This is a genomic window from Curtobacterium sp. MCBD17_040, assembly GCF_003234805.2.
In the GTDB taxonomy this organism is placed as follows: Bacteria; Actinomycetota; Actinomycetes; order Actinomycetales; family Microbacteriaceae; genus Curtobacterium.
The window spans coordinates 928,788-955,314 of record NZ_CP126273.1; the positions used below are offsets into that span (position 1 = coordinate 928,788).

At 71.9% G+C, this 26,527-nt stretch carries 24 protein-coding genes; 20 read left to right on the plus strand and 4 right to left on the minus strand.

Annotation, left to right across the window (positions count from 1 at the left end; all coding sequences use genetic code 11):
• The first annotated feature begins 200 nt into the window (after window positions 1-200).
• Window positions 201-2,462 carry a polyribonucleotide nucleotidyltransferase gene (locus tag DEI94_RS04500; RefSeq protein WP_111011096.1) on the plus strand — a complete coding sequence of 754 codons (2,262 nt, stop codon included), beginning with the start codon at window positions 201-203 and terminating at the stop codon, window positions 2,460-2,462.
• A gap of 266 nt (window positions 2,463-2,728) precedes the next feature.
• Here DEI94_RS04500 and DEI94_RS04505 read toward each other — a convergent pair whose 3' ends face one another.
• Window positions 2,729-3,388, minus strand: a complete 660-nt coding sequence (locus DEI94_RS04505) for a TetR/AcrR family transcriptional regulator (RefSeq protein ID WP_258378016.1) — start codon at window positions 3,386-3,388, stop codon at window positions 2,729-2,731.
• A gap of 263 nt (window positions 3,389-3,651) precedes the next feature.
• Between DEI94_RS04505 and DEI94_RS04510 the strand changes: the two genes are divergently transcribed.
• On the plus strand, window positions 3,652-4,989 hold the full coding sequence (locus DEI94_RS04510; RefSeq protein WP_111026896.1) for a M16 family metallopeptidase: 1,338 nt from the start codon (window positions 3,652-3,654) through the stop codon (window positions 4,987-4,989).
• A gap of 10 nt (window positions 4,990-4,999) precedes the next feature.
• Window positions 5,000-5,602: a histidine phosphatase family protein gene (locus DEI94_RS04515; RefSeq protein WP_111026895.1), complete on the plus strand. Its 603-nt coding sequence runs from the start codon at window positions 5,000-5,002 to the stop codon at window positions 5,600-5,602.
• Between the two features lie 3 nt (window positions 5,603-5,605).
• Here the strand turns inward: DEI94_RS04515 and DEI94_RS04520 are convergent, their stop codons facing one another.
• Window positions 5,606-6,079 (minus strand): GNAT family N-acetyltransferase, encoded by a 474-nt coding sequence (locus tag DEI94_RS04520; protein WP_111026894.1) that lies wholly within the window; start codon window positions 6,077-6,079, stop codon window positions 5,606-5,608.
• A 43-nt stretch (window positions 6,080-6,122) separates the two neighbouring features.
• Between DEI94_RS04520 and dapB the strand changes: the two genes are divergently transcribed.
• A complete protein-coding gene (dapB, locus tag DEI94_RS04525) occupies window positions 6,123-6,869 on the plus strand; it encodes a 4-hydroxy-tetrahydrodipicolinate reductase (RefSeq protein ID WP_111026893.1) in 747 nt (248 codons plus the stop codon).
• 1 nt (window position 6,870) lies between these two features.
• Complete coding sequence (locus DEI94_RS04530) at window positions 6,871-7,314, plus strand: hypothetical protein (RefSeq protein ID WP_111011102.1); 444 nt, start codon at window positions 6,871-6,873, stop codon at window positions 7,312-7,314.
• A gap of 42 nt (window positions 7,315-7,356) precedes the next feature.
• On the opposite strand, the gene DEI94_RS04535 is transcribed toward DEI94_RS04530, so the two are convergent.
• Window positions 7,357-8,259 (minus strand): TIGR01777 family oxidoreductase, encoded by a 903-nt coding sequence (locus DEI94_RS04535; RefSeq protein ID WP_111011103.1) that lies wholly within the window; start codon window positions 8,257-8,259, stop codon window positions 7,357-7,359.
• Between the two features lie 217 nt (window positions 8,260-8,476).
• On the opposite strand from DEI94_RS04535, the gene DEI94_RS04540 reads away from it, so the two are divergent.
• From DEI94_RS04540 to DEI94_RS04595, 12 genes are all read left to right on the plus strand, one after another.
• Complete coding sequence (locus DEI94_RS04540; protein WP_111026892.1) at window positions 8,477-9,319, plus strand: thymidylate synthase; 843 nt, start codon at window positions 8,477-8,479, stop codon at window positions 9,317-9,319.
• A complete protein-coding gene (locus DEI94_RS04545) occupies window positions 9,319-9,828 on the plus strand; it encodes a dihydrofolate reductase (protein WP_111011105.1) in 510 nt (169 codons plus the stop codon). The genes DEI94_RS04540 and DEI94_RS04545 overlap by 1 nt, the downstream gene beginning before the upstream one ends.
• A 35-nt stretch (window positions 9,829-9,863) precedes the next feature.
• Window positions 9,864-10,868, plus strand: a complete 1,005-nt coding sequence (gene dapA / locus DEI94_RS04550; protein ID WP_375334634.1) for a 4-hydroxy-tetrahydrodipicolinate synthase — start codon at window positions 9,864-9,866, stop codon at window positions 10,866-10,868.
• A gap of 46 nt (window positions 10,869-10,914) precedes the next feature.
• Window positions 10,915-12,591, plus strand: a complete 1,677-nt coding sequence (locus DEI94_RS04555) for a ribonuclease J (protein ID WP_111011107.1) — start codon at window positions 10,915-10,917, stop codon at window positions 12,589-12,591.
• 174 nt (window positions 12,592-12,765) lie between these two features.
• Window positions 12,766-14,088, plus strand: coding sequence for an ABC transporter substrate-binding protein (locus tag DEI94_RS04560; protein ID WP_111026891.1), 1,323 nt, complete (start codon window positions 12,766-12,768; stop codon window positions 14,086-14,088).
• Window position 14,089: 1 nt separating this feature from the next.
• Window positions 14,090-15,121: a carbohydrate ABC transporter permease gene (locus DEI94_RS04565; RefSeq protein WP_111026890.1), complete on the plus strand. Its 1,032-nt coding sequence runs from the start codon at window positions 14,090-14,092 to the stop codon at window positions 15,119-15,121.
• Complete coding sequence (locus DEI94_RS04570) at window positions 15,118-16,005, plus strand: carbohydrate ABC transporter permease (protein WP_111011110.1); 888 nt, start codon at window positions 15,118-15,120, stop codon at window positions 16,003-16,005. The genes DEI94_RS04565 and DEI94_RS04570 overlap by 4 nt, the downstream gene beginning before the upstream one ends.
• On the plus strand, window positions 16,005-16,994 hold the full coding sequence (locus DEI94_RS04575; protein WP_181434951.1) for an aldo/keto reductase: 990 nt from the start codon (window positions 16,005-16,007) through the stop codon (window positions 16,992-16,994). Before DEI94_RS04570 ends, DEI94_RS04575 begins: the two co-directional genes overlap by 1 nt.
• A gap of 57 nt (window positions 16,995-17,051) precedes the next feature.
• Window positions 17,052-17,414: a tautomerase family protein gene (locus tag DEI94_RS04580; RefSeq protein ID WP_111011143.1), complete on the plus strand. Its 363-nt coding sequence runs from the start codon at window positions 17,052-17,054 to the stop codon at window positions 17,412-17,414.
• Window position 17,415: 1 nt separating this feature from the next.
• Window positions 17,416-18,846, plus strand: coding sequence for a GH1 family beta-glucosidase (locus DEI94_RS04585; protein WP_111026889.1), 1,431 nt, complete (start codon window positions 17,416-17,418; stop codon window positions 18,844-18,846).
• Window positions 18,843-20,021 carry a Gfo/Idh/MocA family protein gene (locus tag DEI94_RS04590; protein ID WP_111026888.1) on the plus strand — a complete coding sequence of 393 codons (1,179 nt, stop codon included), beginning with the start codon at window positions 18,843-18,845 and terminating at the stop codon, window positions 20,019-20,021. The genes DEI94_RS04585 and DEI94_RS04590 overlap by 4 nt, the downstream gene beginning before the upstream one ends.
• Window positions 20,014-20,871, plus strand: a complete 858-nt coding sequence (locus DEI94_RS04595) for a 3-keto-disaccharide hydrolase (protein WP_111026887.1) — start codon at window positions 20,014-20,016, stop codon at window positions 20,869-20,871. The genes DEI94_RS04590 and DEI94_RS04595 overlap by 8 nt, the downstream gene beginning before the upstream one ends.
• Window positions 20,872-20,921: 50 nt before the next feature.
• Here DEI94_RS04595 and DEI94_RS04600 read toward each other — a convergent pair whose 3' ends face one another.
• The gene (locus DEI94_RS04600) at window positions 20,922-22,190 is read right to left on the minus strand and encodes an ROK family transcriptional regulator (RefSeq protein ID WP_111026886.1); all 1,269 of its coding nucleotides are present in this window, start codon (window positions 22,188-22,190) and stop codon (window positions 20,922-20,924) included.
• Between the two features lie 109 nt (window positions 22,191-22,299).
• Between DEI94_RS04600 and DEI94_RS04605 the strand changes: the two genes are divergently transcribed.
• From DEI94_RS04605 to DEI94_RS04615, 3 genes are read left to right on the plus strand one after another with little or no spacing between them, the layout of a single operon-like run.
• On the plus strand, window positions 22,300-25,275 hold the full coding sequence (locus DEI94_RS04605) for an FtsK/SpoIIIE family DNA translocase (RefSeq protein ID WP_111026885.1): 2,976 nt from the start codon (window positions 22,300-22,302) through the stop codon (window positions 25,273-25,275).
• Window positions 25,276-25,280: 5 nt separating this feature from the next.
• Window positions 25,281-25,922 carry a CDP-diacylglycerol--glycerol-3-phosphate 3-phosphatidyltransferase gene (gene pgsA, locus DEI94_RS04610; RefSeq protein ID WP_111026938.1) on the plus strand — a complete coding sequence of 214 codons (642 nt, stop codon included), beginning with the start codon at window positions 25,281-25,283 and terminating at the stop codon, window positions 25,920-25,922.
• Window positions 25,919-26,455 carry a CinA family protein gene (locus DEI94_RS04615; protein WP_258368718.1) on the plus strand — a complete coding sequence of 179 codons (537 nt, stop codon included), beginning with the start codon at window positions 25,919-25,921 and terminating at the stop codon, window positions 26,453-26,455. The genes pgsA and DEI94_RS04615 overlap by 4 nt, the downstream gene beginning before the upstream one ends.
• Window positions 26,456-26,527: the final 72 nt, after the last annotated feature.

Here is a 26,527-nt window from a genome sequence, read left to right on the forward strand (position 1 = left end):
CCCACGCGGGGCGAGCGGCGCCGTGGATTTCTACTGCTGGCCAGGCATGCGTCCCGCTGTCGTGTGGGCGCACGTGCACACCGTGCCCTCGACCCCCGGCCCTGCTGCACACACACCATGCGGCGTCGACCACGACGCCGACACCACCACGCACGCTCGACGAGTGTGCGTGGCCGTCACGCACACGAGGAGGCACCCCTTTGGAGGGTCCCGAGATCAAGTTCGCCGAGGCAGTGATCGACAACGGTCGCTTCGGTACCCGTACCGTCCGGTTCGAGACCGGTCGTCTCGCGCAGCAGGCGCAGGGCGCCGTCGCCGCGTACCTGGACGACGAGACCATGCTGCTGAGCGCCACGAGCGCCGGCAAGCACCCGCGGGAGGGCTTCGACTTCTTCCCGCTCACCGTCGACGTCGAGGAGCGCTCCTACGCCGCCGGCAAGATCCCCGGCTCGTTCTTCCGCCGCGAGGGCCGACCGTCGACCGAGGCCATCCTGGTCTGCCGGCTCATCGACCGCCCGCTCCGTCCGTCGTTCGTCGACGGGCTCCGCAACGAGGTCCAGATCGTCATCACGGTCCTGAGCATCGCGCCGGACGAGTTCTACGACGCCCTCGCGATCAACGCGGCGTCGGCCTCCACGCAGATCTCCGGTCTGCCGTTCTCCGGCCCGATCGCCGGTGTGCGCCTCGCGCTCATCGACGGCCAGTGGGTCGCGTTCCCGAAGCACTCGCAGCTCGAGCAGGCTGTGTTCGACCTGACCGTCGCCGGCCGGGTCGTCACCGACGAGGCCGGCAACGAGGACGTCGCGATCATGATGGTCGAGGCGGAGGCCACCGAGAACAGCTGGGGCCTCATCCAGGGTGGCGCCGTCAAGCCGGACGAGTCCGTCGTGGCGCAGGGCCTCGAGGCCGCCAAGCCGTTCCTCAAGGTCCTCGTCGAGGCCCAGGCGAAGATGGCCGCGCAGTCCGCCAAGGAGATCCAGGACTACCCGGTGTTCCCGGCGTACTCCGACGAGGTCTACGCGGCGGTCGAGGGGCTCGCCCTCGACGAGCTCAAGGGTGTGTACCAGATCGCCGGCAAGCTCGAGCGTCAGGACGCCGACGATGCCCTCAAGGCGCGCGTCAAGGAGGCCGTCGCGGCCCAGGTCGAGGCCGGCACCCTGCCTGCCGAGGCCAACGGTCAGGTCTCCGCCGCCTACAAGTCGGTGACGAAGAAGGTCGTGCGCGGCCGGATCCTCACCGAGCAGGTCCGCATGGACGGCCGCGGCCTCGCCGACATCCGTCCGCTCGACGCCGAGGTCGCGGTCATCCCGCGCGTCCACGGTTCGGCGATCTTCCAGCGCGGCGAGACCCAGATCCTCGGGGTCACGACGCTGAACATGCTCAAGATGGAGCAGCAGATCGACTCCCTGAGCCCGGTCACGAAGAAGCGCTACCTGCACCACTACAACTTCCCGCCCTACTCGACCGGTGAGACCGGCCGCGTCGGTTCGCCGAAGCGTCGCGAGATCGGACACGGCTTCCTCGCCGAGCGGGCCCTCGTGCCGGTCCTGCCGAGCCGCGAGGAGTTCCCCTACGCCATCCGTCAGGTGTCCGAGGCCCTCGGGTCGAACGGCTCCACCTCGATGGGCTCCGTGTGCGCCTCGACCCTGTCGCTTCTCAACGCCGGTGTGCCGCTGCGCGCGCCGGTCGCGGGCATCGCGATGGGCCTCGTCTCCGACACCGTCGACGGTCAGACCCGCTACGCGGCGCTGACCGACATCCTCGGTGCCGAGGACGCCCTCGGTGACATGGACTTCAAGGTCGCCGGCACGAGCGAGTTCGTCACGGCGATCCAGCTCGACACGAAGCTCGACGGCATCCCGTCGTCGGTCCTCGACGCTGCCCTGAAGCAGGCCAAGGAGGCCCGTTCCGCGATCCTCGGTGTCCTCACCGAGGCGATCGACGCCCCCGACGAGATGGCCGACACCGCGCCGCGCGTCATCAGCGTCCAGATCCCGGTCGACAAGATCGGCGAGCTGATCGGCCCGAAGGGCAAGACGATCAACGGGATCCAGGACGAGACCGGCGCGGACATCTCGATCGAGGACGACGGCACCGTGTACATCGGTGCGGTCGACGGTCCCTCGGCCGAGGCGGCCCGTGCCCAGGTCAACGCGATCGCGAACCCGACCAACCCGGAGATCGGCGACCAGTTCCTCGGGACGGTCGTCAAGATCGCCACGTTCGGTGCGTTCGTCTCGCTCCTCCCGGGCCGAGACGGACTCCTCCACGTGTCCGAGGTCCGCAAGCTCGCCGGTGGCAAGCGCGTCGAGAACGTCGAGGACGTCCTCGGGGTCGGCCAGAAGGTCCTCGTCGAGGTCACGAAGGTCGACGACCGCGGCAAGCTGTCGCTCGCGCCCGTGATCGCCGAGGAGGCCGACACGGCGACCGAGTCCGCGGACGCCGAGGGCGCCACGGTCTGACGCTCGCGCTCGACGGAACGGCCGTCGGTCCCCTGGGGGGCCGGCGGCCGTTCCGCGTCTGCGGTCCGGCCGCCGTCCTCCGGCCGCCGTCCTCCGGCCGCCGTCCTCCGGCCGCCGTCCGGACACCGCGAGATCGCAGACGTTGCCGCTCCGCCCCGCGGCAGAGCGGCAACGACTGCGATCTCGGCGGGAGAGGCGCCGGGCGGCCGGGCGGCACGGCGGCCGGGCGGCACGGCGGCCGGGCGGCACGGCGGCCGGGCGGCAGGTCAGGCGGCGGGCGCGTCGGTGCCGAGCACGCGACTCGCCACGCGGCCCAGAGCAGCGCACGCCGCGATCGTGTCCCCGGCGTACGACCCCACCATCGCGCCGTCACGCGCGAGCATGAGCTCGTCGGCGCCGTCGCCCGGGAGCGGGTGGCCGGCCTGCTGCAGGAGCTCGGCGAGCTGATCGGTGTACCAGTCGCGGTGGGCCGACACGACCTCACGGACGGGGTGCCGGGGGTCGTGGTACTCCGCCGCGGCGTTGAGGAACGCGCAGCCCCGGAAGTCGGGGTCGTTGGTGGTGTCCACGACGGTGTCGACCCAGGTGCCGACCGCAGTCCGTGCGTCGGGTGCCTCGGCGATGATGGTGTCCATCGCCTGCTTGACCTGCTCGTGCCGGCTCCGCACGTAGGCGAGGATCAGGTTGTCCTTCGAGCCGTAGTGCTTGTAGAAGGTCGCCTTCGTCACGCTCGCCTCGGCGATGAGCCGGTCGACGCCGACGCCACGGATGCCCTCTTCGTAGAAGAGCCGGGCCGCCGTCTCGAGGATCCGGAGCTTCGCGCCGCCGGTCGGACGCGCGGTGCCGGTCCGGGGAGCTTCGCTCGACCCGGGTGTCGTCGGTCCCGGGAGACGCTGGACGGTCGGTTGGGGGGAATCGACCGTCACAGCGTGGCTCCTCGGGACAACGTCGGCTGTCGCGACACCGCGGGGGGACGTGTGTCGCACCAGGACCCGGTTGTCCGGTAGCCGCCGGACCGGCATCGAGGGGGCGGTGCCGTTCCGGTGCCGTCATTGTAGCACGAGGAGGACAGACAGACGAGTCCGTATGTCCGCATCGTGTGTACCCCGTTCCCGGGTCATCCGCGGGCTGTCCACAAGCGCAGGCCGTTCCTGAGTCACGTCCGTGGAGACTCAGTAGGCTCGACGCGATGAACCGCCCCGTGCCGTTGCCGCTCGAAGCGCCGGAGACCGCCTTCCCGACCGCAGGGGGGACCCTCGTCCGGCGTTCGGTCCTCGCCTCGGGCGTCCGCGTGCTCACCGAGGCCGTCCCGTCTGCGCGGTCGACGAGCATCGGGTACTGGGTGGGGGTCGGTTCGCGCGACGAGCAACCCGGCCAGTACGGCTCGACCCACTTCCTCGAGCACCTGCTCTTCAAGGGCACACGCGAACGCAGCGCGTTGGACATCGCCGTGGCGTTCGACTCGGTCGGCGGCGAGCACAACGCGGCGACCGCCAAGGAGTACACCTGCTACTACGCCCGCGTCCGGGACCTCGACGTCCCGATGGCCGTGGCCGTGATCGGCGACATGGTGACGAACTCGGTCCTCGACCCGGAGGCCTTCGACGTGGAGCGCGGGGTGATCCTCGAGGAGCTCGCGATGGCTGCCGACGACCCGGCCGACCTCGCGGGCGAGGCCTTCTTCGCCGCCGCCTTCGCCGGCCACGCGCTCGGGCGTCCGATCGGTGGCACGCCGGACAGCATCCGTGCGGTCGAGCGCGATGAGGTCTTGGACCACTACCGGCAGCACTACATGCCGAGCGGCATCGTTGTCACGGCCGCGGGCGCGGTCGACCACGACCAGCTCGTCGAACTCGTCGCGGCGGCCTTCGGGGACGTCCCGCCGGCCACCCCGAACGCCCGTCGCTCGGCCGAGGTCCCGGCGGAGGGCGTCGAGTCCCGCCTGGAACTCATCCGTCGTCCCACCGAACAGGTCAGCCTCATCCGGGGTTCACACGGGCTCGACCTCCGCGACGACCGCCGCCCGGTGCTCAGCGTGCTCAACGCGGTGCTCGGTGGGGGCATGTCCTCGCGCCTGTTCCAAGAGGTCCGCGAGCGCCGCGGTCTGGCGTACGCCGTGTCCTCGTTCGCCCCGGCGTACCTCGACAACGGCGCGTTCGGGGTCTACGCCGGTTGTGCGCCCGACAACGTCGGGGCGCTGCTCGGCATCGTCGATGACGAGTTCCGCAAGATGACGGACAGCGGGATCTCAGCCGACGAGCTCGCGCGTGCGAAGGGCCAGATCGAGGGCGCGCTGACGCTGTCGCTCGAGGACACGGACGCGCGCATGACGCGGCTCGGCCGCTCCGAGCTCGGGGTGGGGGAGTTCACGGACCTCGCGACGGCCCTCGAGCGCGTCGATCGCGTGAGCACCGACGACGTCCTCGACCTCGCGCGCGACCTGTTGACCCGCCCCGTGGTCACGAGCGTGGTCGGCGCCGTCGACCGCGCCGACCTCGAGGGCGCTCCCGGCGCGGACGACGTCTGACCGGTCCGGCATGTCGCACTACCTCTACCTCGTCCGGCACGGGGAACACCAGGACGCCGAGCACGGCCTGCGCGACGGCAAGCTCTCCGAGCGTGGCAAGCGGCAGGCGACGCTCATCGCGGACCGTCTCGGCGGGATCCCGTTCGACTCCGTCTGCCACTCGCCGCTCGAAGCGCCGGCCGAGACCGCCAGGATCATGCGTGAACGGCTCCCGGCGATCGGGCCCGAGGCATCGACGCTCCTGTTCGACTGCGTGCCCTCGGGCCCGACGTCCGAGATGCCGCACGCCTACCGGAGCTTCTTCGGCGGCGTGACGGAAGAGGAGATCGCGGCCGGCCAGGCCCAGATGGGTGACGCCGTCGCCGAGTGGTTCACGCCCTCCATCGAGGACCGCCACGACCTCCTCATCACCCACAACGCGGTGATCGCCTGGTTCGTGCGCGAGGTGTTCCAGGCGCCGGACTGGCGCTGGATGGGGACGAGCGTCGCCCACACCGCGCTCACCATCGTCCGCGTCCGGTCGGCGAAGCCGCCGGAGCTGGTGACCCTGAACGACACGGCGCACCTGCCCGTCGAACTGCGGACGGGCCTCCCGGTCCCGCAGCCGCTCTGACGGTCAGCCGACCCGCCGCCGGTACCAGGCGGTCGCGTTCGGGTTGTCGTTGTACGGCGCGATCCGCTCGTACCCGCGGCCGCGGTACATGGCGCCGGCGGCGACGAGACTGTCGTTCGTGTCGAGGACGACGCTCGTGGCGCCGAGGTCGACGGCAGCGCGCTCGAGCGCGTCCATGATCGCGGTCGCGACCCCCGCCCCTCGCGCGGCGGGCTCGACGAACACGTGTTTGACCTCGAACCGGACGTCCTCGTCGTCGTCGTCGATGCGCCGGAGGCCGCCGCAGCCGACGGCGTCCTCGCCGTCGTGTGCGACCACGAAGGTGCCGTGCGGCGGGACGAACTCGCGCGGGTCGGTCCGCTTGCGTCGGTACGACCCCTGCGCGACGGGGAACGTCGCGGCTCGCTCGTCGAGGTAGTGGTCGAGCAGGACGTCGACATCGGGCAGATCGGCGGGGACGGCGCGCACGGAGACCACCTCCCGATCCTACGGGCGGACCGGGGGATGGTTGGATGGGCCCATGAGCATCCCCGTCGCCGTGGTCGGTGCATCCGGTCGCCTCGGTCGCCTCGTCGTCTCGGTCGTGGAGGCGCTCGACGGGTTCGACCTCGTCGCCTCGCTCGGGTCGAGGGACCACGTGGAGGACGCCGGTCCGGACGTCTTCGCCGGCGCTCGCGTCGTGGTCGACGTCACGGTGCCGGCGCGGAGCCCGGCGATCGTCGAGGCCGCGCTCGCGAGCGGTGCCAACGTCCTCGTCGGCACCTCGGGGTGGTCCGCGGACCGACTCGCGCACCTCCGCGCCGTGCTCGGGGACCGGCCGGAGCAGGGGGCGATGGTGGTCCCGAACTTCTCGATCGGCTCCGTGCTCGCGACGCACCTCGCGACGATCGCGGCGCCTTGGTTCGACGCGGTCGAGATCGTCGAGGCCCACCACGCGGCGAAGGTCGACTCGCCGTCGGGGACGGCCGTCCGGACCGCGGAACGCATCGCCGAGGCCCGACGCGACGTGGGGCCGGTCGCGGCGCCGCACGTGGACCAGCGCGCGCGGGGACAGCAGGTGGCGAGCGTGCCGGTGCACAGCCTCCGGCTACCGGGCGTCCGGGCCCAGCAGGACGTCGTGCTCAGCGGCGTCGGCGAGACCCTGACGATCCGGCACGACACGACGGACGATGTCGCCTACACGCCGGGTGTCCGCGCCGCGCTCCGTGCCGTGCCCTCCCTCCGGGGGCTGACGGTCGGGCTCGACAGCGTCCTCGGCATCGCCTGACGTGCGCTCGCGCTTCGCCGGCGTCGCGCTCATCGCCGCGCTCCTCGTCCTGTACCTCGTGCTCGTCGGTCAGCGCGCGGTGGCGTTCATCGCGACCGGGCTCGGCATCGGTGTCGGGATCGGGGTCGCGTTGCTCGTCGTGGCCGCGATCGGCGCCGTGCTCCTCGTGCTCGAGCTGCGGTTCGGCTTCCGCGTCACGCGGCTCGCCACCCGACTCGAGCGTGAGGGCGGCGCCCCCGACGACGTCGTCCCGCTCCGGCCGTCGGGCCGCCCGGACCGCGCGGCGGCCGACGCGCTGTTCGCGCGCTACCGCGACGCCGTCCAGGCGGCGCCCGAGGACTGGCGGGCGTGGTTCCGCCTCGGAGTCCTGTACGACGCCGCGGGCGACCGGCGCCGCGCTCGCGACGCGATGCGCACGGCACTCCGGCTGTCGGCCGGTCACTGACCTGCCGTCCGCGGCGTGCCGTCCGCGGCCCGCGGCCGGATGTCAGCCGAGCAGCGCGTCGACCGCCTGCTCCACCGTCTCGTGCCGGAACGTGTAGCCGTCGGCCTGGAGCACCGCCGGGACGAGCAGCTGGCTCGCGAGCAGGAGTTCGTCCGCGGCGTCGCGGAGCGCCAGGCGCAGGACCGTCTCGGGCACCGTGAGCGCGTACGGTCGGTGCAGGTCCTGCGCGACGCGCCGGAGGACGTGGTCGGCGAGCGCCGGTGTGGGGCCGGCGAGGTTCACCGGCCCGGCGACCTCGGACGAGCAGAGGTGCACGATCGCGGCGACCTCGTCCTCGAGCGAGATCCAGGGCCAGTACTGGCCGCCGGTGCCGAGCCGCGATCCGAGTCCGAGTCGGGTGAGGGGCAGCACGGGGGCGAGCGCGCCGCCGTCCGGCCCGAGCACGAGCCCGGTGCGGAGCAGGACCGTCCGGGTCGTGGAGGGTGCCTCGGAGGCCGCGGCCTCCCACGCGGTGCAGACCTCGGCGAGGAACCCCGCGCCGGGGTCGGCGGACTCGATGAGCCGGTCGGCGGGGCGGTCGCCGTAGTACCCGGACGCGGAGCCGCTGAGGAACGCGTGGGGCGGCGTCGCCGCGCGCTGCATCGCGGTGACGAGGGTCCGGGTCGCGTCGAGGCGCGAGGACCGGACGGCGCGTCGTCGCGCGGCCGTCCACGGCAGCCGGGCGATGCTCGCGCCCGCCAGGTTCACCACGACGTCGGCACCGTCGACGACCGCGGGGTCGAGGTCGGCGACGCCGGGCTGCCACCGGAACTCGTACGGCGACGTCGGCTCGCGACGCACGAGCGTCGTCACGTGGTGCCCCGCGGCGCGCAGGGCGGCCACGAGCGGCGTGCCGATGAAGCCGGACGCGCCGGCCACGAGCACGGAGAGCGGGGCGTCCGCCATGGGTCCTCCTTCGACCGCCCCACCGTACCGACGACGACCGACGCGCGACCGGGAGGCCCGACGCGCCCCCGCCGGATCGGGTCACGCTCGCCCGCCGGTCGCCCTGCCGCTGATCGCTCGGCCTACCGCCGGTCGCCCTGCCGCCGCTGGCTCGCCCTACCGCCGGTCGCCCTGCCGCCGCTCGCGGAGGACGGTGGTCGCCCGTAGGCTCGGAGCCATGACCGACACCGCGTCGCCGACCTCCGTCAAGCAGCCCGACCCGTCCGTCGCCACCCCGTACGAGGACCTGCTCCGGAAGGTGCTGGACGAGGGCGTGCCGAAGGGCGATCGCACCGGCACCGGCACGCGGAGCCTGTTCGGCGCGCAGCTGCGGTTCGACCTCGCGCAGGGGTTCCCCCTGGTCACGACCAAGCGCGTCCACTTCAAGTCCGTCGCGTACGAGCTGCTGTGGTTCCTCCGCGGCGAGTCGAACGTGCGGTGGTTGCAGGAGCACGGCGTGCGGATCTGGAACGAGTGGGCCGACGCGGACGGCGAGCTCGGTCCCGTGTACGGCGTGCAGTGGCGCTCGTGGCCCACGCCTTCGGGCGACCACGTCGACCAGATCGCCGAGGTCATCGAGCAGATCCGGACGAACCCTGATTCGCGGCGGCTCATCGTGTCGGCGTGGAACGTCGCCGACATCCCGTCGATGGCCCTCGCGCCGTGCCACGCGTTCTTCCAGTTCCACGTCGTCGACGGCAAGCTCTCGTGCCAGCTGTACCAGCGGAGCGCCGACATGTTCCTCGGTGTCCCGTTCAACATCGCCAGCTACGCGCTCCTGACGCACATGGTGGCCGCGCAGGCCGGGCTCGAGGTCGGCGACTTCGTGTGGACCGGCGGCGACTGCCACATCTACGACAACCACGTCGAGCAGGTACGCGAGCAGCTCGCGCGGACCGCGTACGCGCCGCCGCAGCTCCGGATCGCCCCGCGCGACGGCATCGACGCCTACGAGTACGAGGACTTCGAGCTCGTCGACTACGCGCACCACCCGACGATCCGCGGCGCGGTCGCCGTCTGATGCCCCGGGGCGAGGTCGGCCTCATCTGGGCGCGCTCGCGCGACGGCGTGATCGGTGCCGACGGGGACATCCCCTGGCACCTCCCGGAGGACCAGGCCGAGTTCCGCCGGGTGACGAACGGGGCGACCGTGGTCATGGGACGGCGCACATGGGACTCGCTCCCGCCGCGGTTCCGGCCACTGCCCGGGCGCCGCAACGTCGTGCTGACCCGCGACCGGTCGTGGTCGGCGGACGGCGCCGAGGTCGTCCACGACGTCGACACCGCCCTCACGGTGGCCGCGGACGGGCCCACATGGGTGATCGGCGGCGCGCAGGTGTACGAGGCGGCGCTGTCCCGAGCGGACCGCGTCCTCGAGACCGTGATCGACCTCGACGTCGACGGGGACACCACGGCGCCCGAGCTCGGACCCGACTGGCACACGGTCGCCGCCACGCCCTCGGCGACGGAGTGGCTGACGTCGCGGACGGGTCTGCGCTACCGCTTCGTCGAGTCGCGCCGTCGTGCCTGAGCCGGTCCGGGCCTCCCGACCGCTGGTCCCGGTGGATGAGCGCTGCCGGTACGCTGGTTCGCGTGTCCTCGCGTGAGAATCCCTTCGGTCAGGTCCTCGTCGCGCTCGTGACGCCGTTCACCGCCGACGGCGAGGTGGACTGGCCGGGCGTCGAACGGCACATCGACGACTGCATCACGGCGGGTGCCGACGGCATCGTCGTGACCGGCACCACGGGCGAGACCTCGACGCTCACGGACCCCGAGAAGCTCCGGCTCGTCGAGGTCGGCAAGTCGGTCGCGGCGGGCCGCGCGAAGATCATCACGGGTGGTGGCTCGAACGAGACCGCGCACGCGATGCAGCTGTACAAGCAGAGCGAGCGCGCCGGCGCTGACGGCGTCATGATCGTCACGCCCTACTACAACAAGCCGACCCAGGCCGGCGTCCTGACGCATTTCCGGATGATCGCGGACGCCACCGACCTGCCGGTGATCCTCTACGACATCCCGGGCCGGACCGGCGTCCCGATCATGTACGACACGATCGTCCGTGCCTCGAAGCACCCGAACATCGTCGCGGTGAAGGACGCCAAGGGCTCCTTCAGCGAGGTCAGCCGGGTGCTCAACAACACCGACCTCATGTACTTCTCGGGCGACGACGCCAACGTGCTGCCGCACCTGGCGATCGGGGCGACCGGTCTGATCGGCGTGACGGCGAACATCGCGGCGGCACCGTACCGCACGATCGTCGACGCGGTGAACCGGGGCGACCTCGCGGCGGCGACGGCCGAGCACCAGCGGCTCGAGCCCCTGGTCCGCGCCGTCATGACGCACGTGCCCGGCACCGTCGCGGCGAAGTACATCCTGCACGGCCTCGGTCGGATCGCGAGCCCGCGGGTGCGCCTGCCGCTCGTCGGCCCGGAGGAGTCCGAGGCCGCCGTCATCGAGGCCGAACTCGAGTTCGTGCGCGACATCCCCGGCGCCGACTTCTCCAACTTCCGCCCGGACCGCAACGCGGCGGCCGGCGGCGCGCTGCCCAAGGTGCCAGGCACCACCCGTTGACCACCCGCGGCGCACCCGGTGCGCCGCCCACACCCGTCAGGACCAGATGCCCACGAAGACCTCCGAGCCGCAGCCGCTCGAACCCGGCACCCTCCGCGTGATCCCCGTCGGGGGACTCGGCGAGATCGGCCGCAACATGACCGTGTACGAGTTCGACGGCAAGCTGCTCGTCGTCGACGCCGGCGTGCTGTTCCCCGAGGAGCACCAGCCCGGCGTGGACCTGATCCTGCCGGACTTCACCCCGATCCGCGATCGCCTCGACGACGTCCTCGGCGTGGTCCTGACGCACGGGCACGAGGACCACATCGGCGCCGTGCCGTACCTGCTCAAGCTCCGGCAGGACATCCCGCTCATCGGGTCCACCCTGACGCTCGCGCTCGTCGAGGCGAAGCTCAAGGAGCACCGGATCAAGCCGTACACGCTGACGGTGCGCGAGGACCAGGTCGAGCAGCTCGGCCCGTTCCACCTCGAGTTCGTGGCCGTGAACCACTCCATCCCGGACGCGCTCGCCGTCGCCATCACCACTCCGGCGGGCCGTGTGCTCCACACCGGGGACTTCAAGATGGACCAGCTCCCGCTCGACGACCGCATCACGGACCTGCGCGCGTTCGCCCGACTCGGCGAAGCCGGGGTCGATCTGTTCCTGCCGGACTCCACGAACGCGGACGTCCCGGGGTTCACCGCGCCCGAGCGTGACATCGGGCCGGTGCTCGAGAGCGTCATCGCCCGCGCACGCCGCCGCGTCGTCGTGGCGAGCTTCTCGAGCCACGTCCACCGCGTGCAGCAGGTGCTCGACGCCGCCGCGGCGAACAACCGCCGGGTGGCGTTCATGGGCCGGTCGATGGTCCGGAACATGACGATCGCGGCCGAGCTCGGGTACCTCCGGGTGCCGGACGACGTCCTCATCGACGCCAAGAAGGCCAAGGACCTGCCGGACGACCGCATCGTCTACATGTCGACGGGGTCCCAGGGCGAGCCGATGGCCGTGCTCGCGCGCATGGCGAACCTCGAGCACCAGATCGAGATCGGCGAGGGGGACACCGTCATCCTCGCGTCGAGCCTCATCCCCGGCAACGAGAACGCCGTCTACCGGGTGATCGACGGGCTGACGAAGCTCGGCGCCAAGGTCGTCCACAAGGGCAACGCGAAGGTGCACGTGTCGGGCCACGCCTCCGCGGGCGAGCTCCTGTACTGCTACAACATCCTGCGGCCGCGGAACGTCATGCCCGTGCACGGTGAGCACCGCCACCTGTACGCGAGCGCCGACCTGGCGATCCAGACGGGGGTCCCGCCGCGCAACGTGATCCTCGGCGAGGACGGCACCGTCGTCGACCTCAAGGACGGCGTGGTCCGCGTGGCCGGGCAACTCGACCTCGGCTACGTCTACGTGGACGGGTCGACCGTCGGCGAGATCACGGACGCGGACCTCAAGGACCGGCGTGTGCTGGCGGAAGAGGGCTTCATCTCGATCTTCTGCGCCGTCGACTTCACCACCGGCCAGTGCATCGTCGGCCCGGAGATCCAGTCGCGCGGGTTCGCCGAGGACGACTCCGTGTTCGACGAGGTCCGGCCGCAGATCGTCCGGGCGCTCGCCGACACGGCGGCGAACGGCGCGGGTGACCAGCACGCGTTCACGCAGGCCGTCCGTCGCACGGTGGGGCGCTGGGTGAACACGAAGCACCGGCGGCGACCGATGATCGTGCCGGTGGTCATCGAGGCGTAGGCGCGGCGGCACGAGCCAGCGGCACGAGCCGCGGCAGCACGAGGGCGGGGTCCGACGGACCCCGCCCTCGTCGTCGTCCGAATCCGTTGACAGACTTCGTTACTTTGGGATAGAAAGTCCGCACGGGCTCCCGCAGAGCAGCGGGAGCGGTTCGGCTATCTCAAAGGAGAGACCATGCACGACACCGACACGCGCGCCGCTGCTGAGGCGATCGGCCGGGGCATCAGCAGGCGCACCCTGTTCCGCTACGGCGGCGCCGGCGTCGCGAGCGTCGCCCTCGCGGAACTGCTGGCGGCCTGCTCCTCGGGGTCCTCCGCCTCGTCGAGCGGCACCACGACCGTCCGCATGTGGAGCTGGTACACGGGCCAGCGGGACGTGTTCCCCAAGGTGATCGCCGCGTTCGAGAAGAAGCACCCGAACATCAAGATCCAGAACCGGATCTTCGGGACGCCGGACCAGTACCTCCCGGCGCTCACCGCGGCCGTCTCGGGTGGTGACGTGCCCGAGATCTTCGCCCCCCACGTCCGCGCCATCACCTACGGCGAACAGGGGATCTCGGCGGACCTGCGCAAGGAGCTCGGGTCCGGCTTCTTCAAGGACTTCTTCTCGTCGAACAACCAGGAGTACACGAAGAACGGCAAGCAGTACGCGCTCGGGTTCATGGCGCAGACGTTCGGCCTGTTCTACGACCCGGACATGCTGAGCGCCGCGGGTGTGGACGGGGAGCCGGAGACCTGGGACGACCTCATCGCCGCCGCCGCGAAGATCGACGCCACGGGCAAGTCCACCGTCGCGTTCAGCGCGAACCCGACGACGAGCGCGCTCGACTTCTTCCTCCCGCTCATCACCCAGGTGACCGACGACCCGACGTACTACCTCAAGCTCGACCAGCTCGAGAAGGGCTACGCGTACACGAACAAGCCCGTGCTCGAGGCGCTCCAGCTCAACGACCGGATCGTCAAGGCGGGCGTGTTCCAGAAGGGCACGACGGGCACGTCGGGCGACCAGGCGACCCAGCTGTTCTACACGGGGGGTGCGGCCATGCTGTTCGCCGGGTCCTGGATCCCGCAGTCACTCGCGCAGGACGCCCCCAAGGCGTTCCTCGACAAGTACAAGATCATGCGGACCCCGGCGATCAAGAGCGGGGCCCGACACTGGACCGCCGACCAGGCCGGAGCCGGTTGGGCGGTGTCCGCGACGAGCAAGGCCAAGGACGCCGCGATCGAGTTCCTCAAGTTCATGTACGAGCCGGCCCAGTACTCGCAGCTCATGAACGACTCGCTGAGCATGCCGTCGACCAAGAGCGCCGCGGACCGCGTGAGCGACCCGCACATCAAGCTCATGACGTCGTGGCTCCCCGACGGCTGCCCGCACATCCCGTTCGGCGCGGGATCGAGCGCGGCCGGTGACCCCCTCGGCAAGATCTTCGACCAGACCGCCTCGCCGGCCGAGGTCGCCAAGCAGATGCAGGCCGCCGTCCTCAACGCGAAGGGCTGACATGGCCGTCACCAATGTGCTCCGGCCGGAGCGGGCGGGACGGTCGGACGAGATGGGCCAGCGTGGGCGCGGTCCCCGCGGCACGGGTCGGGGCGGTGGCCCGGGCCGGAACCGCGGCCGGGGACGAGCGGGAGGCTCCGCTCGCCTCCGCCGCTGGGAGTGGGTCTCCGGGTACACCTTCGTCGCGCCGACCGTCCTGCTGTTCGCGGCGTTCGTCGGCTGGCCGATCCTCTACGCCGCCTACCTGTCGCTGACGCGGTGGAGCGGCTTCGGGATCCCGCAGTTCATCGGGCTCGACAACTACACGCGCATGGCGAACGACCCGGTCGCCCGTCACGCGTTCGTCGTGACCGTGCTCTACGCGATCGTGACCACGGTCCTCCAGACCGCGATCCCGCTCGTGATCGCGGTGCTCGTCGCGAACGTGTGGAAGGGCCTCAGCGTCGTGGTCCGGACGATCCTGTTCGTCCCCGGCCTGGTGTCGTTCGTCGTCTCGGGTGCGCTGTGGAAGCTCATCTACGACCCGAACATCGGCACGCTCAACCGGACGCTCCGCGGGCTCGGGCTCGGCAGTCTCGCCGCGAACTGGCTGTCGACCCCGTCGCTCGTGCTGCCGGCGATCATCGCGGTGTCACTCTGGATGGCGATAGGCATGAACATGCTCATCTTCTTCGCCGGCATCCAGGGCATCGACCCCTCGCTCTACGAGGCCGCCGAGGTCGACGGCGCGTCCCGGTTCCAGCAGTTCCGGTTCGTGACGATCCCGGGCCTCCGGATCGTGACGGCGATCGTGATCAGCCTGAACCTGATGAACGGCTTCAAGGTGTTCGACATCATCTTCGTCATGACCGGCGGTGGTCCGAGCCACCAGTCCGAGGTGTTCGGCACCTACCTGTACAGCCTCGCGTTCGGGTCCACCGGTGGGTCCGTGCCGCAACTCGGCTACGGCAGTGCCTTCAGCGTCGTCGTCATGCTCCTGTGCGGCGTCGCCGTGCTCGTCCAGATCGTGCTCGCGAGGAGGGCCGCCCGATGACCGCCATCAAGCAACCGGTGTCCCGGACCGACGTCCGCCGCCTCGACCAGGCACCGCGGCACCGACGGGTCCCGTACGCCCGATCGGTCGCGGCGATCATCCTCGTGGCGATCTGCGCGGTGACGGTGTTCCCGCTGCTGTGGCTGCTGGCGACGTCGCTCCGCCCGGAGAACACCGTGTTCAACGGACCGTTCTTCCCGACGATGCTCACGACGCGGGCCTACGGCACGGCGTGGACGTCGACGGACTTCGGGCTGCACTTCCTCAACAGCCTCTGGATCACCACGGCGACGGTCGCGGGCGTGCTCGTGTTCGCGTCGATGACCGGGTACGCCTTCGCCAAGCTCCGGTTCCCGTTCAAGAACGTCCTCTACGTCGCGCTCCTGTCGACCCTGATGATGCCGTCGACGGCGCTCATCATCCCGCTCTACCTGCAACTCAAGAACATCGGGCTGCTCAACAGCCAGTTCGGCCTGCTCGTGCTCTACATCAGCAGTTCGGCACCGTTCGCCATGTTCCTCATGCGGGCCTTCTTCGAGACCCTGCCCGACGAACTCGTCCAGGCCGCGCGGATCGACGGTGCCGGCGAGTTCACGGTGTTCTGGCGGGTGATCCTGCCGTTGGCCCGGCCCGGGGTCGCGACGGTCGTCATCTTCCAGTTCCTGTCGACGTGGAACGAGTTCCTCATCGCGAACACGGTGCTGCAGAACACGCGGGCACTCCCGCTCCAGCCGGTCCTGTTCAGCCTCATCGGGCAGTACCAGACCGACTGGCCGTCGCTCGCGGCCGGCCTGACGCTGTCGATCGTGCCGGTCGTGCTCGTGTACGTCTGGATGCAGCGACAGTTCGTCGCGGGCATGACCCTCGGGGCGGTGAAGAGCTGATGGTCGACCTCGGTACCACGATCGATCCCGACCTCGATGCGACCCCGGGCGGCTGGATGCGGCCCCTCGGGAGGACCGGGCTCACCGTCTCCGCGGTCACCCTCGGCGCGGCACCCCTCGGCAGCATGCCGGAGAACTTCGGCCATGCCGTCGAGGAGGACGACGCGGTCGCCCTCGTCGACCAGGTCCTCCACAGCCCGATCCGGACGATCGACACCGCGAACGGGTACTCGGGCGGCGCGAGCGAACGGCGCATCGGCCTCGGCATCGCGCGCGCCGGCGGCCTGCCGGACGACGTGCTCGTCGTCACGAAGGTGGACGCCCGGGACGGCGACTACTCGGGCGCCCGCGTCCGCGCGTCCGTCCGCGAGAGCCAGGAGCGGCTCGGCATCGACCGGCTGCCGCTCGTGCACCTCCACGACCCCGAGTTCCACGACCTCGACGCGATGACGGCGCCGGGTGGCGCGGTCGACACGCTCGTCGCCCTCCGGGACGAGGGCGTCGTCGAGCACATCGGCCTCGCGGGCGGGGACGTCCACGTCATGCGGCGGTACCTCGACCTCGGGGTGTTCGAGGTCCTCCTCGTGCACAACCGCCTGACGCTCGTCGACCGCAGCGCCGAGTCGCTCGTGGCCCGGGCGGCCGAGACCGACGTCGCGGTCGTCAACGCGGCCGTGTTCGGCGGGGGGATCCTCGCCGCACCGCGGAGTGGCCGGACCGACTACGGCTACCGCCCCGCGCCTCCGGCCACTCGCGCCGCCATCACCGCGATGGCCGACGTCTGCGACCGGTACGGGACCGACCTCGCGACGGCGGCGCTCGCCGCGTCCGTGCGGGAGCCGGCGGTCGCGAGCACGATCGTCGGGTTCAGTCGACCCGAGCGGATCGCGACGACCGTCGACGCCGCGACCACGGACCTCCCGGACGACCTGTGGGTGGAACTCGCCGCCCTCCGGCCGGCTCCGGAGCACTGGCTCGACGCCCGCTGAGGCGCCGAGCACCACGACATGGGCCCGCACCGACGCGGGCCCGGGAAGCAGGAGACCATGCCCCTCGTCCGCGTCGACATGCACGCGGCCCTCGCACCACGTCGCGAGGCCATCAGCGCCGCCATCCACAAGGGACTCGTCGACGGGCTCGCGATGCCCGAGGACGACCTGTTCCAGGTCTTCCGGCTCCACGAGCCCGGGGAGCTCGTGTACTCACGGACGTTCCCGAACGCGGACCGCAACGACATCCTCTTCGTGCAGATCCTGCTCGCCCGCATCTACGGTCCCGAGGACAAGCAGCGCATGTACGGGTGCGTGGTCGACGAGCTGGTGGGTGCCGGGGTGAAGCGCGACGAGGTCCTCATCGCCGTGACCGAGAACGAGGGCAGCGACTGGTGCGCCCCGGACAAGGAGGCCTGACGTGGCGTTCACCAGGAGCGATCTGCCCGACGACTTCGTCATCGGCACCGCCACGGCCGCGTACCAGGTCGAGGGGTCCGTCGACGTCGACGGCCGCGGACCGAGCATCTGGGACGACTTCGCCCGCGTCCCCGGCGCGATCACCGACGGCTCGACGGGCGACCCGGCCGACGACCACCTCCGCCGATACCGCGAGGACGTCGCGATCATGGCGGACCTCGGCGTCGACGCGTACCGGTTCTCGGTCGCGTGGCCGCGCATCCAGGCGGACGGCACCGGGCCGGCGAACCAGGCGGGGCTCGACCACTACCGCCGCCTCGCGGAGTCACTGCTCGAGCGGGGCATCACCCCGTGGGCCACGCTGTACCACTGGGACCTCCCGAGCGCGCTCGAGGCGCGGGGCGGCTGGCTCGAGCGGGACACGGCGGACCGGTTCGCGGAGTACGCGGGTCTCGTCGTCGCGGGCCTCGGTGACCTCGTCGACCACTGGATCACCCTGAACGAGCCGTGGTGCTCGGCGTTCCTCGGGTACGCGTCCGGTGTGCATGCGCCGGGCAAGCAGCTCGGGACCCGTGCCGCGCACGCGGCCCACCACCTGATGCTCGGGCACGGGCGTGCCGTCCCGGCCATCCGTGCTGCCGCCCGGCCGACCGCGCAGGTCGGGGTCACGCTCAACCTCTACTCGGTGCGGTCGGCGACCGACTCGGCCGACGACCGCGACGCCGCCCGACGCATCGACGGCCTCCAGAACCGGCTGTTCCTCGAGCCGCTGCTCCTCGGCCACTACCCGGAGGACGTCGTCCGTGACCTCGGGGAGCAGGACTGGTTCGCGGCGAACCCCGCGTCCGACGCCGCCGAGATCGCGGCGGACGTCGACTTCGTGGGCGTCAACTACTACAGCCGGCACACCGTGCGGGCCGGCGGCGGGACCGGCGCGGCGACCAACGCCGGTGGCGCCGTCGGCGCGGTGAGCGCGAACCCGGGCAGCGAGTTCGTCGAGACCGTCGACACCGGTGCACCGCGCACGCAGATGGGGTGGGAGATCCACCCGGACGGCCTCGTCGACGTCCTGCGCATGGTCCACGCGCTCCGACCCGAGCTGCCGATCGCGGTCACCGAGAACGGCGCGGCCTACGAGGACGTGGTCGACGAGACGGGTGCCGTCGAGGACGAGGAGCGCCGTGCGTACGTCGAGGCGCACCTCGCGGCGTGCGCCGACGCGGTCCGCGAGGGGATCCCGCTCCGCGGGTACTTCTGCTGGAGCCTCCTCGACAACTGGGAGTGGGCGTTCGGGTACACGCGCCGCTTCGGCATCGTGCACGTCGACTACGCGACCCAGCAGCGGACCGTCAAGCGGAGCGGCCGCTGGCTGGCCGGCGTGCTCGGCGGCCCCCTCGCGACCACCACCGAGCAGTCAGGAGCCCAGGCATGACCACCACCGACACGGACCGCACCGACCCGGCCGCCGCTGAGCCACCGCTGCGCACCCCGGCGGTCGCGACCAAGCGCCTCCCGACCGTCGCACCGACCCGGTACGCGCTCGTCGGCAACGGGTGGCGCACCGAGGTCTACCTCCGGGTGGCGCAGCTGTTGCCCGACCGGTTCCGGGTGACCGGTGTGGTGACGCGTCGAGCCGAGGCCGGGGCGGAACTCGAGCGCCGGTGGGGCGTCCCGACCTGGCGGACGCTCGACGACCTCCTGGCCGCGGAGCGTCCCGAGTTCGTCGTCCCGAGCGTCCCGTGGCCGGTGACGCCCGGGCTCGTCCGCGAGCTCGTCGGACGCGGGGTCCCCGTGCTCACCGAGACGCCGCCGGCGCCGGACCTCGACGGCATGCGGTCGCTCTGGGCCGACGTCGGCGCGGCGGACCTCGTCCAGGTCGCCGAGCAGTACCTGCTCATGCCGCTCCACGCCGCTCGGCTGGCAGCGGTGCGGGACGGCGCGGTCGGTGTCCCGACCTCCGTGCACGTCAGCTCGACGCACCTGTACCACGCGGTGTCGATGATCCGCGGGTTCCTCGACGTCGCCCCGGGGCCGGTGACCGTGCGGTCCGTGACCTCGACCGCGCCCCTGGTCGACCCGATCACGCCGGACGGCTGGACGCACGACACGGAGCCGAAGCCGGCCCGGACGATCCTGTCGACGCTCGACCTCGGGGACGGCCGCACGGGGCTCTACGACTTCACGGACAACCAGTGGTGGAACCCGGTGCGTCCGGACCACCTGGCGGTCCGCGGGTCGACGGGCGAGCTCCACGACGAGACCCTCGTGCGCATGCTCGACGCCACGACCCCGGTGACGTCGCGGTTCGAGCGGGCGCAGACCGGCCACGGCATGGACTACGAGGGGCTCGACACGACGCACATCAGCCTCGACGGGCGCCCGGTGTGGCGGAACCTGTACGAGGGCGGACGCCTCATGGACGACGACCTCGCCGTCGCCGAGCTGCTGACGCGCACCGGCGCATGGACTCGCGACGAGGCCCCGGGCCCCTACCCGCTCGCCGAGGGCCTGCACGACCACCACGTCGGGCTCGCCATCGAGGAGGCCGCTGGCACCGGCACGGCGGTGACGATCTCGAACGAGCCCTGGGTGACGTCGCGTGCGTGACGTCGCCGGCCCTCCCGGCCGATCCGCGCCGTCGTTCGTCGCGACCGCGCTCTTCGACGGCGTCACGCTCGACGGCTGGCACGCCGTCCCGCGCACGCCCGTGGCCGCACGGCCGGGAGGCCCGGCACCGGACCCCGCGTCACCCGCGGTCCGCGACGCCCTCGCCACGAGTGGTGCGTGGTCCGTGGTCGACGGCGCCGTCGTGGGTGGCCAGGAGCGCCGCGGACTCGGCGGCTACCTGGTCAGCGACGAGGTGTTCGGTGACGTCGACCTGACGGTGCTGGTGCGACCGGACTGGCCCGCGGACACCGGGATCATGCTCCGAGCCTCGGCGCTCGGGTCGCAGGGGTACCAGGTGCTCGTCGACCACCGGCCGTCCGGCTCCATCGGCGGGTTCTACGGCAACGGGATCGGCGGGTTCCACGCCGTCGGGTTCGCCGTCGACGCCGTCCGCGAGGCTGGCGGGCGAGCGGTCGGTCTGACCGAGGACGACCCGGTGACGAGCCGCGAGCCGGTGACGCCGGAGAAGCGGGCCCTGCTGACGCACGCCGCCAGCGCCGAGGCGTTCCTCGCCGCGTGGCGATGGGACGACTGGAACGAGCTCCGGATCCGGTGCGTGGGGGAGTGGCCGGTGCTGACGACCTGGGTCAACGGGCTCCTCGTCGCCGAGTGCGACACCGGGGCGCTCCCACCGGACCGGTTCGACCGCGCGGCCGTCCGCGCCCTGCTCGGTCGCGCGGGGCACATCGCACTCGAGGTGCACGACAACGACCCCGCGCTCGGGGATGAGCGGTGGGGGCCGGGCGCGGTCGTGCGGTGGCGGGACCTGCGGGTCGTGCGGCTCGACTGACCGACGCCGCCGGGTGCGCCGGAGTCGCGGGATCCGCCGGGGCCGCCGGGTCAGCCGCGACCGGCGCGGGTCCGCGTCAGCCGGGCGTGGAGCACGGCGGCGGCAGCGCCGAGCGCGGCGGCGTCCCGGCCGACGGCGCTCATCGCCACGTGCACGGGATGCGTGCCCCGCATCACCGCGTGCGCGTGGAGCTCGCGCTGCACCGCCCGCAGGTAGCGCTCGCCGGCGGTGGCGAACCCCGGGCCCGCGAGGTAGACCTCGTCGAGGTCGAGCAGGTTGACGAGGTTCAGGATCGCCCGCGCCAGGTACTCGGCGGACTCCTCGACGAGGGCGAGCGCGCCGGTGTCACCCTGTACGGCCGCGGCCGCGACGCGTGCGAAGGTCGCGCGGACGTCGGCCGTCACCGCCCGGGCGTCGTCGCCGTCCGTGGTGGTGTCGATGCCGAGCCGCGCGACGAGGGCCGCGTCGGTGCGGGCTCGTGCGACGACGGCGACGGGCGCGGCGAGGACCTCGAGGCAGCCGCGGGACCCACACCAGCAGGGCGGCCCGTCCCACCGCAGGGACATGTGCCCGATCTCCCCGGCGTTCGACGACGCGCCCCGGTGGACGTCGCCACCGACGAGCAGCCCGCACCCGATGCCCGTCGCCATGTAGACGGTGGCGAAGTCGCGCGTGGAGGGCACGCGGCCCGACCAGAACTCGCCGAGGGCGGCGCAGTTCGCGTCGTTGTCGACCGTGACCGGCAGGTCGGTCGCCGCGGTGAGCGCGTGCCCGAGCGCGAAGTCGTCCCACTCGCTCCACGAGTCGGTGGACCGGAGCACCCGACCGGGCAGGTCGAGCCGTCCCTCGCCGGCGACGCCGATCCCGATCACGGTGTCGCGGTCGATCCCGTGGTCGGCGAGCATGACGGCGACGTCCCGGGCGACACGGGCCACGACGGCCTCGGGTGACTCGGTCCCGGTCCCCGCGACGCTCCGTGCGTCGATCGGGCGACCGCTGAGGTCGACGAGGACGTACACGTCCTGCGCGGTGTCCAGGGCGACCCCGACCGCGTAGCCGGCGGTGCTGTTCAGCTCGAGCAGGACGGCGCGTTTGCCGCCGGTCGACTCCGCGTACCCGACCTCGGACACGAGGCCGTCGTCGAGCAGGGTCCGGACGATCTTCGAGATCGTCGCGTTCGTCAGTCCGGACCGCTCCGCGAGCTCCGTGCGGCTGATGGTGCCACTCGAGCGGATGAGGTCCACGATCGCGCTCCGGGTCTCGGCGACCGAGGCGCCCTTGAGGCGACGGATCGGTGCGTCGGGGCGGACCGTGACCATCGTGTCGTCCTCCTCGTCGCTCCTGGCCCCACGGTACCGGGTGCGGGGGCGCGGCCCGTCACGGCGGGCCTCCCGCCGGACGTCCCCGGCTCGGGTTAGGGTTCCGCTCATGGCCGGGAGCACCAAGTCGTCGTCGCGCGCGTCCTCGGGGTCCCGCGCGTCCTCGGGGTCGCGGGCGTCCTCGCCCGCGCGCGGGTCCGGCGGCACGGGGGCCCGCGGCAGCACCTCCCGGACCCAGGCGACCACCCGGAAGCTCCCGCAACCGGTCGAGGTCGTCGGGCCGAACCCCCTCGTGACCGCCTGGATGGGTGCAGCGCACGGTGTCGGCGCGGTGTTCCGGCTGCTCGGCAAGGAGTCGCTCGAGCACGACGAACGACGTGACGGCTTCCCGTTCCTGCTGTTCCTGCTCGCGATCGCCGGTGCCGTGGTCGAGTGGCTCAACCCCGCCAACCCGGTCGCGGTGGCCCTGGACGCCTACACGTTCGGTGGTCTGTTCGGTCGGCTCGCGGTCGCGTTGCCGGTCATCATGATCGTGTTCGCCGGGTGGTTGTTCCGGCATCCCGCGTCCGTGCACGACAACACCCGCATCGGCATCGGCCTGGGGTTGCTCGTCATCGGCATCTCCTCCGTCTGTCACATCTACGGCGGTCAGCCCCCGGCGTCCGACGGGATGCCCGTGCTCGCACAGGCGGGCGGGATCATCGGCTGGGTGGTGATCGGCTGGATCGTCGCGGCCGCGACCGCGTGGATCGCCACCCCCGTGGCCGTCGCGCTCATCGCGCTCTCGCTGTTCATCATCACGAAGACGCCGCCGAACCACGTCGGTCGACGCGTGCACGAGCTCTACGCGTACCTGTTCGGCACGCCGGGGCCGGCTCCGATCGACGCGGACGCACCCGCGCCCGTGGCACCGCGCCGTGGCCGGAACACCTCGGCGTCGTCGTCGTTCGACCCGTTCGAGGACCTCGACGGCGACGGCAGCGGCGACGGCTCGGGCGAGGGCGAGCCCGGGGCGCTCCCGTGGTGGCGGCGCAACAAGACCGGGCGCCAGGAGGATCCCGCCTACGACACCCCCGTGCTCCCGCACGCCGAGACGTCCGACCCCGCGGCCGCCACCGGCCGCGGCGCCGCGGCTGCGCCGGTCGCCCCGGGTCCGGTCGGGGTCGCGGGAGCGGTGGGCTCGGGCGCCGCGGCGGGCCTCGTCGACCTGACGCCGGCCGAACCCGTGTCGGTCAACCTCAACGACTCGCTCGAACAGGACGTCGCCGAGGACCTCGACCGCGCCGAGGAGGCCCTCCGTGCGTTCGACGCGCAGGCGCCGGGCCGCGTGCGCCACGACGAGGCCCAGGCCGCGACCGAGGTCATCCGTCCCGCCGTGGCCGAGCCCGTCACGGACGTGCTGCCCCTCGGCGAGGACGAGCAGGACGGCCTGCCCGACACGACCGCCGACGATGCTCCGGCCGCGCCCTACCGCCTGCCCGCCGCCTCGACGCTGAGCCCGGGCACCCCCGCGACGGCGCACAGCACCGCGAACGACGAGATGGTCGCGGCGATCACCGGCGTCCTCACCGAGTTCAAGGTCGACGCCAAGGTCACGGGGTTCTCGCGCGGCCCGACGGTCACCCGGTACGAGATCGAACTCGGCCCGGGGGTCAAGGTCGAGCGCGTCACGGCGTTGAGCAAGAACCTGTCGTACGCGGTCGCCTCGAACGAGGTCCGCATCCTCTCGCCGATCCCCGGCAAGAGCGCGATCGGCGTCGAGATCCCGAACTCGGACCGCGAGATCGTCTCGCTCGGCGACGTGCTGCGGTCGAACGCAGCCACGAAGTCGAAGCACCCGATGACCATCGGCGTCGGCAAGGACGTCGAGGGCGGCTTCGTCGTGGCGAACCTCGCGAAGATGCCGCACCTCCTGGTCGCCGGCTCCACGGGGTCCGGCAAGTCGAGCTTCGTCAACTCGATGATCACGTCGCTCCTCATGCGCGCGAAGCCGAGCGAGGTCCGCATGGTCCTCGTCGACCCGAAGCGCGTCGAGCTCTCGATCTACGCCGGTGTCCCGCACCTCATCACCCCCATCATCACGAACCCGAAGAAGGCGGCCGAGGCGCTGCAGTGGGTCGTGAAGGAGATGGACATGCGGTACGACGACCTCGCGTCGTTCGGGTTCCGGCACGTCGACGACTTCAACCGTGCCGTGTCGAACGACGAGATCGTCCTGCCCGCCGGCAGCGAGCGGAAGCTCAAGCCGTACCCGTACCTCCTCGTCGTGGTGGACGAGCTCGCGGACCTCATGCTCGTCGCCCCGCGCGACGTCGAGGACTCGATCGTCCGCATCACGCAGCTCGCCCGGGCGGCCGGAATCCACCTCGTCCTCGCGACGCAGCGTCCCTCGGTGGACGTCGTCACGGGGCTCATCAAGGCGAACGTGCCGTCGCGGCTCGCGTTCGCGGTGACGAGCGTGACGGACTCCCGGGTCATCCTCGACCAGCCGGGAGCCGACAAGCTCATCGGCCAGGGCGACGGACTGTTCCTGCCGATGGGGTCGTCGAAGGCCGTCCGCGTGCAGGGCGCCTGGGTGCAGGAGAGCGAGATCGCCGAGGTCGTCGCGCACGTCACCCGCCAGGCCCGCCCGGAGTACCGCCAGGACGTCCAGGCGGTCGTCGAGCGCAAGGAGATCGACGCCGACATCGGTGACGACCTCGAGCTCCTCCTCGCGGCCGTGGAGCAGGTCGTCTCGACGCAGTTCGGGTCGACCTCGATGCTCCAGCGGAAGCTCCGCGTGGGCTTCGCCAAGGCGGGGCGGCTCATGGACCTCATGGAGTCACGCGAGATCGTCGGGCCGAGCGAGGGCTCGAAGGCCCGCGACGTCCTCATCACGGTCGAGCAGCTTCCCGAGACCCTCGCGCGACTCCGGGGTGAGGAGCCCCCCGCGCCGGCCGCCCCGGTCACCCCGACGCGCGAGGGCGCGGAGGGCGACGCCGGGTACCGCGGGTCCGACGACCCGGTCGCCGACATGACCCGTGGGTACGATGAGGTCGAGAGCGATCCGGACGAGGACGCCTGGAGCCTGACCGGCAGGGAGTGATCACCATGAGCGCCTCCGGTGAGTCCACCGCGACGCAGAAGCGGTTCCCGTGGCGGGGGCGGGTGATCCGATCGGGATCGGGGCCGGCGTCGACCGCGAACGTCGCCAACGTCATCACCGTCATCCGGATCCTGATGGCGCCGGTGTTCTTCGTCTTCCTGCTGCTCGACGCGGGGCAGGACGGCCCCCTCCGGATCTGGGCAGCCGTGCTGTTCGTCGTCGCGATCGTCACCGACAGCGCCGACGGCATCATCGCCCGCCGGCAGAACCTCGTCACCGACTTCGGCAAGCTCGTCGACCCGATCGCCGACAAGGTGCTCATCGGCGGTGCCCTCGTCTCGCTCTCGGTGCTCGGGGAACTGCCCTGGTACGTCACCGTCCTCGTCATGGTGCGCGAGATCGGCATCACGGTCTTCCGCTTCGCGGTGCTGAGCGACCGGGTCATCCCCGCGAGCCGCGGCGGCAAGGTCAAGACGGTCCTGCAGGCCGTCGCGATCACCCTGGCCCTCATCCCCTTCTGGAACGTCTTCGGCGGTTGGGTGCACGTCGTCGACGCCGTCCTCATGGTGTTGGCGTTCCTCGCGACGATCCTGAGCGGTCTCGACTACCTGTGGCAGGCCTGGCGGCACGGCCGGGAGGCGCGGTGACGGTCACCGACGCACCCGACGCTGTCGTGCCTCCCGGCTCGCTGGCGGTCGCGATCGTGCGCGCACTCGCGGCGCGCGGCGAGACACTCGCCGTCGCGGAGTCGCTCACCGGCGGTCTCGTCGTGGCGGAGCTCGTCGCCGTCCCGGGTGCGAGCGCGGTCGTGCGCGGCGGTGTGGTCGCCTACGCGACGCCGTTGAAGCACCGGTTGCTCGGCGTCGACGCGGCGCTGCTGGCGACTCGGGGGGCGGTCGATCCGGAGGTCGCGCGGCAGATGGCGACCGGGGTGCGTGCGGCGACGGCGGTCGACGGCCTCGCGGCGACCTGGGGCATCAGCACGACGGGCGTCGCCGGACCGGAACCGCAGGACGGCAAGCCGGTCGGCACGGTGTTCGTCGGGATCGCGCGGGCCGGTGTCGCCGAGGCGTCCGAACTCCGGCTGGATGGTGACCGTGCGGCAATCCGCGCGGGGGCCGTCTCCGAACTCCTCACACGCTTGCACCAGGCGGTCACGGCGAGCACGTCCGGGGAATAGGGCGCGTTTCCATCCGGTTACAAGTGGTGCATTCACAAGCACCACCCAGAGCCCCCTGGTTAGCATGCACGA

Coding starts and splice junctions, on each gene's coding strand:
- dapA (WP_375334634.1), top strand. CDS start 9,864: ATGAGCGCTGCCGGTACGCTGGTTCGCGTGTCCTCGCGTGAGAATCCC.
- DEI94_RS04575 (WP_181434951.1), top strand. CDS start 16,005: ATGGTCGACCTCGGTACCACGATCGATCCCGACCTCGATGCGACCCCG.
- DEI94_RS04540 (WP_111026892.1), top strand. CDS start 8,477: ATGACCGACACCGCGTCGCCGACCTCCGTCAAGCAGCCCGACCCGTCC.
- DEI94_RS04580 (WP_111011143.1), top strand. CDS start 17,052: ATGCCCCTCGTCCGCGTCGACATGCACGCGGCCCTCGCACCACGTCGC.
- DEI94_RS04590 (WP_111026888.1), top strand. CDS start 18,843: ATGACCACCACCGACACGGACCGCACCGACCCGGCCGCCGCTGAGCCA.
- DEI94_RS04600 (WP_111026886.1), bottom strand. CDS start 22,190: ATGGTCACGGTCCGCCCCGACGCACCGATCCGTCGCCTCAAGGGCGCC.
- DEI94_RS04560 (WP_111026891.1), top strand. CDS start 12,766: ATGCACGACACCGACACGCGCGCCGCTGCTGAGGCGATCGGCCGGGGC.
- dapB (WP_111026893.1), top strand. CDS start 6,123: ATGAGCATCCCCGTCGCCGTGGTCGGTGCATCCGGTCGCCTCGGTCGC.
- DEI94_RS04545 (WP_111011105.1), top strand. CDS start 9,319: ATGCCCCGGGGCGAGGTCGGCCTCATCTGGGCGCGCTCGCGCGACGGC.
- pgsA (WP_111026938.1), top strand. CDS start 25,281: ATGAGCGCCTCCGGTGAGTCCACCGCGACGCAGAAGCGGTTCCCGTGG.
- DEI94_RS04565 (WP_111026890.1), top strand. CDS start 14,090: ATGGCCGTCACCAATGTGCTCCGGCCGGAGCGGGCGGGACGGTCGGAC.
- DEI94_RS04555 (WP_111011107.1), top strand. CDS start 10,915: ATGCCCACGAAGACCTCCGAGCCGCAGCCGCTCGAACCCGGCACCCTC.
- DEI94_RS04535 (WP_111011103.1), bottom strand. CDS start 8,259: ATGGCGGACGCCCCGCTCTCCGTGCTCGTGGCCGGCGCGTCCGGCTTC.
- DEI94_RS04605 (WP_111026885.1), top strand. CDS start 22,300: ATGGCCGGGAGCACCAAGTCGTCGTCGCGCGCGTCCTCGGGGTCCCGC.
- DEI94_RS04570 (WP_111011110.1), top strand. CDS start 15,118: ATGACCGCCATCAAGCAACCGGTGTCCCGGACCGACGTCCGCCGCCTC.
- DEI94_RS04510 (WP_111026896.1), top strand. CDS start 3,652: ATGAACCGCCCCGTGCCGTTGCCGCTCGAAGCGCCGGAGACCGCCTTC.
- DEI94_RS04515 (WP_111026895.1), top strand. CDS start 5,000: ATGTCGCACTACCTCTACCTCGTCCGGCACGGGGAACACCAGGACGCC.